This is a genomic window from Flavobacterium sp. (assembly GCF_043773265.1).
In the GTDB taxonomy this organism is placed as follows: Bacteria; Bacteroidota; Bacteroidia; order Flavobacteriales; family Flavobacteriaceae; genus Flavobacterium.
The window spans coordinates 1-8836 of sequence record NZ_JAYVFH010000251.1 but is presented as its reverse complement, the minus strand read 5'-3'; the positions used below and the strand labels follow the sequence as shown (position 1 = coordinate 8836).

Here is an 8836-nt window from a genome sequence, read left to right as displayed (position 1 = left end):
GTTAAAGTTCTAAATGTATCTTCGGCAAAATCCTTGTGACCTGGCGTATCTAGAATGTTGATTTTTTTATCCTTATAATTAAATGCCAAAACCGATGTTGCTACTGAAATTCCTCTTTGGCGTTCAATTTCCATAAAGTCACTCGTAGCACCTTTTTTTATTTTATTGTTTTTTACAGCACCAGCTTCTTGAATTGCTCCTCCAAAAAGAAGTAATTTTTCTGTCAATGTTGTTTTTCCTGCATCTGGATGTGAAATAATTCCAAATGTTCTTCTTCGTTGTATTTCTTTTAAAAAACTCATATATTATTTTATGGGTTGCAAAAATACTATCTAATTCGCAAAATAACTAATTCAATTAATTATTCTCAATGCTAAAACAACTCAATATTGCAATTTATGTTAATAAATTTTTGTTAATACTATTGCTTATAGTTGTATAATAGCGATGAATTGTTACATTTGTTGATTGTTATTAAAGTAAATTTTTAATATTATATAGAGGTATGAAAAAAGTATTTTTAGGATTATTATTAACGTTAAGTTTTTCAATAAATGCACAAAATAATTCGAAAGAAGTTTTATTTACAATAGATGGAAAACCATTTTATACAGATGAGTTTGAGCGTGTTTACAAAAAGAATTTAGATTTAGTTAAAGACGAATCTCAAAAAGATTTAAATCAATATCTCGAATTGTTTGTTGGTTATAAATTAAAAGTTACTAAAGCAAACAAAATAGGTTTGCAAAACAATGTTCAATATCAAAACGAATTTAAGAGTTATAGAACCCAACTTTCTAAAAACTACACATCAGATTCTAAAGTTACTGCCGAGTTAGTAAAAGAAGGTTATGATAGAATGAAAAGTGAAATTAGAGCATCACATATTTTAGTAATGGTTGATGAGAACGCATCGCCACAAGATACTTTAATTGCATATAGTAAAATAAAAGAGATAAGAAAAAGAGCAGTTGCAGGTGAAGATTTTGCAAAATTAGCACAAGAAAATTCCGAAGATCCATCTGCCAAAGAAAACATGGGAGATTTAGGATATTTTACAAGTTTTAGAATGGTGTATGCCTTTGAAAGTGCAGCATATAAAACCGACAAAGGTCAAATTTCGCAACCTATAAGAACTCGTTTTGGTTATCATATTATTAATGTTGTTGATATTAGAAAAAATAGAGGTGAAGTTGCCGTTGCACATATTATGTTAATGAATTCAAAGGAAGATGTTGATCCTCAAGGAGTTCAAGATAACATAAATGATATTTACAAAAAAATTCAGCAAGGCGAAAGTTTTGATGAATTAGCTAAACAATTTTCTGAAGATAAATCATCGGCTTCTAAAGGCGGTGTTTTAAATAAATTTGGTTCTGGTCAATTGAGCTCTCAAATATTTGAAGATACTGCGTTTTCTTTAACTAAAGAGAATCCAATATCTAAGCCAATTCAATCTGCTTTTGGATGGCATATTGTGAAGTTAATTGATAATTATCCAGTAAAAACATTTGAAGAATCTAAAGCAGAACTTGAAAATAAAATTGGTAAAGATGATCGTTCTAGATTGATTACTAATTCATTGACAGAAAAACTTAGAAAAAAATATAAAGTAAAACGTGATGAAAAAATGTTTGCAGCAACTTCAAAACTTGTTACAAATGACTATTATGACGGAAAATGGGAATTGCCAGAAAACCTAAAAGAATATAGTAGTAAATTGATGAATATTGAAACTAGAATTGTTTCTGGTGGTCAATTTTTAAATTATATAAAGTCACAACAAAAATCTGGAATTGCAGCTAAACCAATTGCTAAATTAATGGATGTGCTTTATTCTAATTTTGTTGACGAACAAATAAACACTTATTACAATGATAATTTAGAAGTAGAATTTCCAGAATTCGCATCGGTTGTCGAAGAATACAGAGATGGTTTGTTGTTGTTTGATTTAATGGAAAAAGAAATCTGGGAACGTTCTAAAACAGATACTTTGGGTTTAAAAAATTTCTATGAAACTCAAAAAGACAAACACAAATGGAAAACTAGACTAGACGTTGCAATTGCTTCATCAACAAAAATGGATGTAATTAAAAAAGCACTTGCAATGATAAAAAAAGGAATTTCTATTCAAGATATTAAGACAAAATTGAATGTGAAAGATGTAGTTGATGTAATGATAACTGAAAGTGTTCTTGAGGTTGGAGCAGAAGCTTTGCCAAAAGGAACTAAAGAAGAAGTTGGTTTTTCTGAAATCACAAAACAAGGAGAATATTACTTTGTAACCAATGTAAAAAAAGTTTTGCCAGAAGCTGTGAAAACTTTTGAAGAATGTAAAGGTAAAATAGTTAATGAATACCAACAATATTTAGAGAAAAATTGGGTTAATGAATTGAAGAATGAATTTCAAGTAAATGTAAACCAAGACGTTTTTGAAAAAGTTAAAAATAAATTAATAAAATAAGCACACCAAATTTCAAACAATGCCAATATTAAAAAATATCATGAAAATAAAATCAATACTACCAATTTTACTTTTTCTTACTGCAAGTTTTTTTGCCAACGCGCAAGAAATAATTGTTGATACAGTAAAAGCAAAAAAACCTGTAGTTCAAAATAAAAGACAAAAAATTGATGGCATTATTGCAGTTGTTGGAGATTATCTTGTGCTAGATTCTGATATTGATAAATCATTTCTAGAATTATCAAGTCAAGGAAACTCAATAAAAGATATCACTAGATGTCAAATGTTAGGAAAACTACTTGAAGATAAATTGTATGCTCATCAAGCCATTCAAGATTCTATAGTTGTAAAAGATGAAGAAGTAAGAGAAAAAATGGATCAACAATTGAGTTATATGGTTGAGCAATTGGGTTCTATGGACAAAGTAATCAAGTATTTCAAAAAAAATAGCGAAGAAGATTTTAGAACAGATTTATTTGATATTCTAAAACAACAGCGTTTGGCAAGTGAAATGCAAAGAAAAATTGTCGAAGACATTCAAATAACTCCAGAAGAAACTAGAAATTTTTTCAAGAAAATTCCAGAAAATGATAGACCAGTTTTTGGTGCCGAATTAGAAATTGCTCAAATTGTAATTGTACCAAAAATAACAGATGCCGAAAAGCAAAGAGTAATAGACAAACTTAAAGAAATAAAAAAAGAAGTTCTAGAAGGAGCAAGTTTTAAAACTAGAGCTGTGATTTATACTGACGATAGAGCATCAGCATCTAGTGGTGGTTATTATTTAATAAATAAAAAAACTGCTTTTGTAAAAGAATTTAAAGATGTTGCATTTTCATTACAGGAAGGTGAAATTTCTGAGCCATTTGAAACCGAATTTGGATATCATATCATTCAATTAGAAAGAATTAAAGGTCAAGATTTAGAGCTAAGACATATTCTAATGATGCCAAAAGTTTCTAACGAAAGCATTACAGAAGCAAGAGAAAAAGCACTTCTTATCAAGAAAAGAATTGAAGATAAAGAAATAACATTTGCAGAAGCAGCAAGAACAATGTCTGAGGAGAAAGAAACTAAAGCCAATGGCGGAATATTAATAAATCCAAAAACTCAAGATACACACTTTGAGTTAACTAAAATGGATCCAGAATTATATGCACAAGTTTCTAATTTAAAAGATAACGAAATTACAGAACCAATTCTAGAAGAAGATCCAAGAAGTGGTAAAAAAATTAAAATGATTGTTGTAACCAATAGAATCAACGAGCATGCTGCCGATTATAGTAAAGATTATACTAAAATTAAAGAATTAGCGCTAAAAGAAAAGCAAATTTCTGCTATTGCAAAATGGACAGATGAAAAAATCAAAGAATCATACATTAACATCAATGATGATTATAGAGATTGTGAATTTGCAAACAATTGGTTGAAAAAGCAATAATTTCGATTTTTTACTTATATTTAAAATCTTAAATCTAATACCAAACAATGTCAGACGTAACAGCAATACAAAACCTAGTTCAAAAAAGATTAGAATTAAAAAAAGAAATCTCCAAAATTATTGTCGGACAAGACGATGTAGTAGATCAAATTTTATTAAGTATTTTTTCTGGAGGACATGCACTTTTAGTTGGTGTTCCAGGATTGGCTAAAACGTTGATGGTTAATACTATTTCGCAAGCTTTAGGTTTAGATTTTAAACGTATTCAGTTTACTCCAGATTTAATGCCATCAGATATTCTTGGTAGCGAAATTCTTGATGAAAACCGTCATTTTAAATTCATTAAAGGACCAATATTTTCTAATATTATTCTTGCCGATGAAATTAATAGAACACCACCTAAAACGCAAGCAGCTTTGCTTGAAGCAATGCAAGAACGTTCAGTAACAATTGCAGGTCAAAATTATAAATTAGATTTGCCATACTTTGTTTTAGCAACCCAAAATCCAATTGAGCAAGAAGGAACTTATCCTTTGCCAGAAGCTCAATTAGACCGTTTTATGTTTGCCATAAAACTAGTTTATCCATCGTTTGCCGAAGAAGTTGAAGTAGTAAAAACCACAACATCTGATGCAAAACCTACTATAAATCCATTATTTACAGCACAAGAGATTATAGATTTTCAACAACTAATTCGTAGAATACCAGTTGCAGATAACGTAATTGAATATGCAGTAACTTTAGTTAGCAAAACGCGACCAAACAATGCTTTATCCAACGAGTATATAAAAAATTATTTAGATTGGGGTGCAGGACCAAGAGCTTCGCAAAATTTAATTCTTGCTGCCAAAGCCAATGCAGCTTTTAAAGGCAAATTCTCTCCAGACATTGAAGATGTAAAAGCAGTAGCAACAGGAATTCTAAGACATAGAATTATAAAAAATTACAAAGCCGACGCCGAAGGAATTACTGAAGAAATGATAATTGATAAATTGTTGTAGCTATAAAATTTTATTATAACGGCTAAAAAATATTACATTTTTAGCCGTTTTTTATTTTTTCAATACTAATTTCATTAACCAACAGAATAGGTTTATTATAAACAAGCTTCATAAACATCACTTTTACAAATGAAGTATATTTTTTATCGCCACATTCATACTGGATTTTAAAGAAAGCACAACATGGTTTTCAGTTGGTGTGCGATGCGATATTTTTAATTGGTATTTAGATTATTAATCCTATAACCATGAATTTATGTACTATTATAAAGTTATATAATTAATGTTTTCAATATCTATTTCAATAATGAATTTTAGATTATTTTGAGATATTAGTTCAACTTTCTGAATATTTTCTGTAAAAATTCTAATTAATTCTGAGTTAGAAATATTTCCTAAATTAACTTTTATTAGTTTTTTTTGGAGATTGCTTAATAAAAAAACTATCTCTAAAATCTGCATCTTTAGTTATCATTATATAATCATTTTCATCAGCAAATTTTGTAATTTCAGAATCTTTGGAAAACCATTTATCTAAAATGGAATTTACATGAATACAATCAAAACCTAAATTTTTAATTGCATTTACAAGTTTAAATGAAATATGAACATCACATAAAAACTTCATCAGGCAACATTTTGAATAGATTGACCTGATAAATACATTTTTGCAAATTTAAGACATGCTAAAATATCTTCTTTTTCTAATTCTGGATGGTCTTCAATAATTTCATCACTAGACATACCTGAACCAAGCATATCAAGAACCATTTCAACTGACCAACGCATTCTTCTAATAGATGGTTTTCCATGAAGTATTTCAGGATTAATTGTAATTCTTTCTAATAAGTTCATAATAACTAAATTTTATAAAACAAAGTTACAATTTTTTTAAATCACTTTCTCAACTGCTCTTTCAACTGTTGGTTTTCTTCTTCGAGTTTAATTTTTTTTTACTTAGCGAACTTATCAATAATTTTATGCAATTGAGAAATCATCGTGTCTTTATCTTTTAATCTAGATTCATAAATTTGTTCTATTTTTTCTGACTTCTCTTTATTTTCTTGATAAAAATTCTCAATTTGTTGTTGGTATCCAGTTGCAGTTTCGTTATTAGTTTGATTAAATTCTGTACTTGCCTTTAAATCTAATAAATCTTCTAATTTAGCTTCCAAAATTTGAGCGATTTGTTGTAATCGTTCAACTGTTAGTTTTGTTTGGTTGAGTTCTATTTTTCTATATGCAGCAGCAGATGTATTTAATTCATGTGCCATATTTTCATAAGAAAATCCTTTTTTCTTACGATATTCTTTTATTTTTGACAATACTTCCTCCATAATAAAAAATTTTAAATTTACGTAAAAGTAATAATTATTTTTTAAAAAGTAATATTTTACTCGAAAAAGTAATTTTTTATTTAAAAATAAACTTACAAATTTGACATAACAAAACAAATCAATAAATTTGGAAGAATAAATTTTATTACTATGAAAAAAATTGAATTGTTATTGTTAATGAGTTTATTATTAATAATTTCTTGTAAACCTAAAAACAATCTAATTGTTGAAAAAAAAATGCAGGAAGAAGTTAATTATATTCCTTATTATTTAAAGGTTTATGAAGCTGATAGTTTGTTTGTTTTAAAAGATTACGAGGGAAGTTACAGGATATTAGATAGTTTGTTTAAAAAGTATGAACCAATAAATATGCCTGTTTTTTTTGAATATAATACTTTTATCGCCTCTTCTATAATGACTGGAAATAGTTTTGATATAGAAAGTAAAATAAAAAAATCTTTAACTAAGTTTGGTAGTTATAGTGTGAATTCTTCGGATTATAAAAAACTTTCAGATACAATTTTTAAACTTTCAAAACTTGAAAAAGATGAAGTTCAAAAATTAAAAGATAAATATTATAACAGTTTAAGTTTTGAGTTAATTGCTGAAATAGATACATTAGTAAGAGAAGATCAGTCAGTGAGAGGTAGTTTTTACAGCAAAGAGAAGATTAGGTTTTATTTAAATAAACACATTATCGATATTAATAAAATTTTTGAGCAAAATGGCTATCCAAGTGATAAGTTAATTGGTAATGATTTATATTTTGATGAAAATAATATTAAAACATATTCAAATTTTTATATTCTTTTAATACATCAGGCAGAGGTTAATGATGTTATATTAGATTTACTAGCTAAAATACTTATATATGTAAAAAATGGTTCTTGTTCACCAACAATTTATGCAGATATTTATGATAAATATATTTGGAATACACAAAATATGCAATACTTTGGAACGATAACAGGAGAAAATATAGAGCAAAACGTGCCACTTTTAAATCATAAAAAAATTGACTCAATTAGAAAATCTATTGGATTGACTAGTTATAAATATTTTGATTGGAGAGATAAAAAAGATTGGAGTGAATAATTATGTAATTTTTAAATTTTTAAATATGAGTAAATTAAAATCAATTAAAGAGTTCAAGAAAGAAGTTTCTTGTTTAGAAGACAATCAATTAAGTAATGTTTTTGGTGGTTTAACTGATGGAGGAGGATTTGGAGGTGGAGATGGTACTTGGGAAACAGAAATTAAAGCTGGCTCTGAGACATCATCATCAGCTACTGGTAGATGTGATGCTAGTGTAAGGAAAAGAACTGATAATTCAGGGAGTACTGGTTGGGGACCATGGCATAATGAATATGTTTAATTAAAATTTTAAGCTAATGCTTGGGTAATTCCAAGCATTTTTTATAAATAATATATGATATTAATATTATCTGAAGAGGATGATAGTTCAACAACAGATGTTCTTCAATGGTTAAATACTCTCAATAAAAAATGGTTTAGAATTAATGAAACTGATAAAATTGAGTTAGAGTTTATTGGAGATGATATTGTTTTTAAGATGAATTCAAGTTCTTTCTTATTATCTGAAATTAAAAGTTTCTGGTACAGAAGAGGATATTTTAATGTTACTGGATTTGAAAAAACACATATAGAACAAATTGATATGTTGAGGAATGAAGAAATTCGAACATTTATTCAATTTTTACATTATAGATTGTATAAAATAAAACATTTAAACTCGTTTAAAAATAGCTCTGTAAATAAACTAATTATAGGTGATATTGCTAGAAAATTTAAATTAAAAACTCCAAATGATTTTATAATTTCTAATAAGACTTATCTGAGTAAAATTTTAGATAATTCAAGAGAACGATATATTACCAAAGTTATCTCTGGAAATTGTATGCAAGATTTTGATGATTTTACCATAATCAATTTCACAAGTTTGATTGATTTGAAGAAGGTAAACTCTGAAAATTTTTTTCCATCCTTGGCTCAAAATTACATAGAAAAAAAATATGAACTTCGTATTTTTTATTTAGAAAGAAATTTTTATAGTATGGCTATTTTTTCTCAAAATGATGATCAAACCAATATTGATTTTAGAAACTATAACAAAACAAGACCAAATAGATGTGTTCCATTTAAATTACCTAATGAAGTTGAAGAAAAAATCACTGCGTTAATGGAAAAAATTGATTTGAATTGTGGTTCGATTGACATGATTGTAACTCTAGAGAATGAATATGTGTTTTTAGAAGTCAATCCAGTTGGTCAGTTTGGTATGGTGTCGTTTCCGTGTAATTACAATCTTGAAAAAAAAATAGCTGAATATTTATAAAATGAACAAAAAAGAAATATTACAATTTATAGAACATAGTAAAGAGATTCTTCCTTTATCATATAACGATGTTGAGATTAAGCAATATGAAAGAATAAGAGTTGTTAGAAAAAAATTAATCCCATCGAGAAATTTTAATGATAAGTTTTACGATATATATAAACCAAATAAGCCAACATCAAGATTTTAGTTAGTATGAGTTCAAATTTATATTTTAAAATATTTACAAATTGTATC

10 protein-coding genes are annotated in these 8836 nt (G+C 27.3%); 6 read left to right on the top strand and 4 right to left on the bottom strand.

All coding sequences use genetic code 11. The annotated features are described in order from the left end of the window. Positions 1–302, bottom strand: a 302-nt coding sequence (locus tag ACH2BO_RS13490; protein ID WP_395045256.1) for a GTP-binding protein, incomplete at its 3' end; no start/stop codon positions are given. 203 nt (positions 303–505) lie between these two features. Here ACH2BO_RS13490 and ACH2BO_RS13485 point away from each other — a divergent pair. Genes ACH2BO_RS13485 through ACH2BO_RS13475 form a run of 3 tightly spaced genes read left to right on the top strand, consistent with a single transcriptional unit; the run spans position 506 to position 4906 of the window. Beyond that, entirely contained in the window at positions 506–2464 is a 1959-nt protein-coding gene (locus tag ACH2BO_RS13485; RefSeq protein ID WP_395045255.1) for a peptidylprolyl isomerase, read from the top strand. A gap of 19 nt (positions 2465–2483) precedes the next feature. Further along, the gene (locus ACH2BO_RS13480; RefSeq protein WP_395045254.1) at positions 2484–3905 is read left to right on the top strand and encodes a peptidylprolyl isomerase; all 1422 of its coding nucleotides are present in this window, start codon (positions 2484–2486) and stop codon (positions 3903–3905) included. Between the two features lie 47 nt (positions 3906–3952). Next, complete coding sequence (locus ACH2BO_RS13475; RefSeq protein ID WP_395045253.1) at positions 3953–4906, top strand: AAA family ATPase; 954 nt, start codon at positions 3953–3955, stop codon at positions 4904–4906. Between the two features lie 400 nt (positions 4907–5306). Here ACH2BO_RS13475 and ACH2BO_RS13470 read toward each other — a convergent pair whose 3' ends face one another. From ACH2BO_RS13470 to ACH2BO_RS13460, 3 genes are all read right to left on the bottom strand, one after another. Then, complete coding sequence (locus ACH2BO_RS13470) at positions 5307–5534, bottom strand: DUF5615 family PIN-like protein (protein ID WP_395045252.1); 228 nt, start codon at positions 5532–5534, stop codon at positions 5307–5309. After that, entirely contained in the window at positions 5534–5761 is a 228-nt protein-coding gene (locus ACH2BO_RS13465; protein ID WP_395045251.1) for a DUF433 domain-containing protein, read from the bottom strand. The genes ACH2BO_RS13470 and ACH2BO_RS13465 overlap by 1 nt, the downstream gene beginning before the upstream one ends. 98 nt (positions 5762–5859) lie before the next feature. Continuing rightward, positions 5860–6243, bottom strand: a complete 384-nt coding sequence (locus ACH2BO_RS13460) for a helix-turn-helix domain-containing protein (RefSeq protein ID WP_395045250.1) — start codon at positions 6241–6243, stop codon at positions 5860–5862. A 150-nt stretch (positions 6244–6393) separates the two neighbouring features. On the opposite strand from ACH2BO_RS13460, the gene ACH2BO_RS13455 reads away from it, so the two are divergent. Genes ACH2BO_RS13455 through gwsG form a run of 3 tightly spaced genes read left to right on the top strand, consistent with a single transcriptional unit; the run spans position 6394 to position 8599 of the window. Next, positions 6394–7338 carry a hypothetical protein gene (locus tag ACH2BO_RS13455; protein WP_395045249.1) on the top strand — a complete coding sequence of 315 codons (945 nt, stop codon included), beginning with the start codon at positions 6394–6396 and terminating at the stop codon, positions 7336–7338. A 25-nt stretch (positions 7339–7363) separates the two neighbouring features. Further along, a complete protein-coding gene (locus ACH2BO_RS13450; RefSeq protein ID WP_395045248.1) occupies positions 7364–7618 on the top strand; it encodes a hypothetical protein in 255 nt (84 codons plus the stop codon). A 54-nt stretch (positions 7619–7672) separates the two neighbouring features. Beyond that, positions 7673–8599 carry a grasp-with-spasm system ATP-grasp peptide maturase gene (gene gwsG, locus ACH2BO_RS13445; protein WP_395045247.1) on the top strand — a complete coding sequence of 309 codons (927 nt, stop codon included), beginning with the start codon at positions 7673–7675 and terminating at the stop codon, positions 8597–8599. Positions 8600–8836 lie beyond the last annotated feature (237 nt).

What these genes read in the sequence shown, in the direction of transcription:
- ACH2BO_RS13485 (WP_395045255.1), top strand. Translation starts at nt 506, where the DNA reads ATGAAAAAAGTATTTTTAGGATTATTATTAACGTTAAGTTTTTCAATA.
- ACH2BO_RS13480 (WP_395045254.1), top strand. Translation starts at nt 2,484, where the DNA reads ATGCCAATATTAAAAAATATCATGAAAATAAAATCAATACTACCAATT.
- ACH2BO_RS13475 (WP_395045253.1), top strand. Translation starts at nt 3,953, where the DNA reads ATGTCAGACGTAACAGCAATACAAAACCTAGTTCAAAAAAGATTAGAA.
- ACH2BO_RS13470 (WP_395045252.1), bottom strand. Translation starts at nt 5,534, where the DNA reads ATGAAGTTTTTATGTGATGTTCATATTTCATTTAAACTTGTAAATGCA.
- ACH2BO_RS13465 (WP_395045251.1), bottom strand. Translation starts at nt 5,761, where the DNA reads ATGAACTTATTAGAAAGAATTACAATTAATCCTGAAATACTTCATGGA.
- ACH2BO_RS13460 (WP_395045250.1), bottom strand. Translation starts at nt 6,243, where the DNA reads ATGGAGGAAGTATTGTCAAAAATAAAAGAATATCGTAAGAAAAAAGGA.
- ACH2BO_RS13455 (WP_395045249.1), top strand. Translation starts at nt 6,394, where the DNA reads ATGAAAAAAATTGAATTGTTATTGTTAATGAGTTTATTATTAATAATT.
- ACH2BO_RS13450 (WP_395045248.1), top strand. Translation starts at nt 7,364, where the DNA reads ATGAGTAAATTAAAATCAATTAAAGAGTTCAAGAAAGAAGTTTCTTGT.
- gwsG (WP_395045247.1), top strand. Translation starts at nt 7,673, where the DNA reads ATGATATTAATATTATCTGAAGAGGATGATAGTTCAACAACAGATGTT.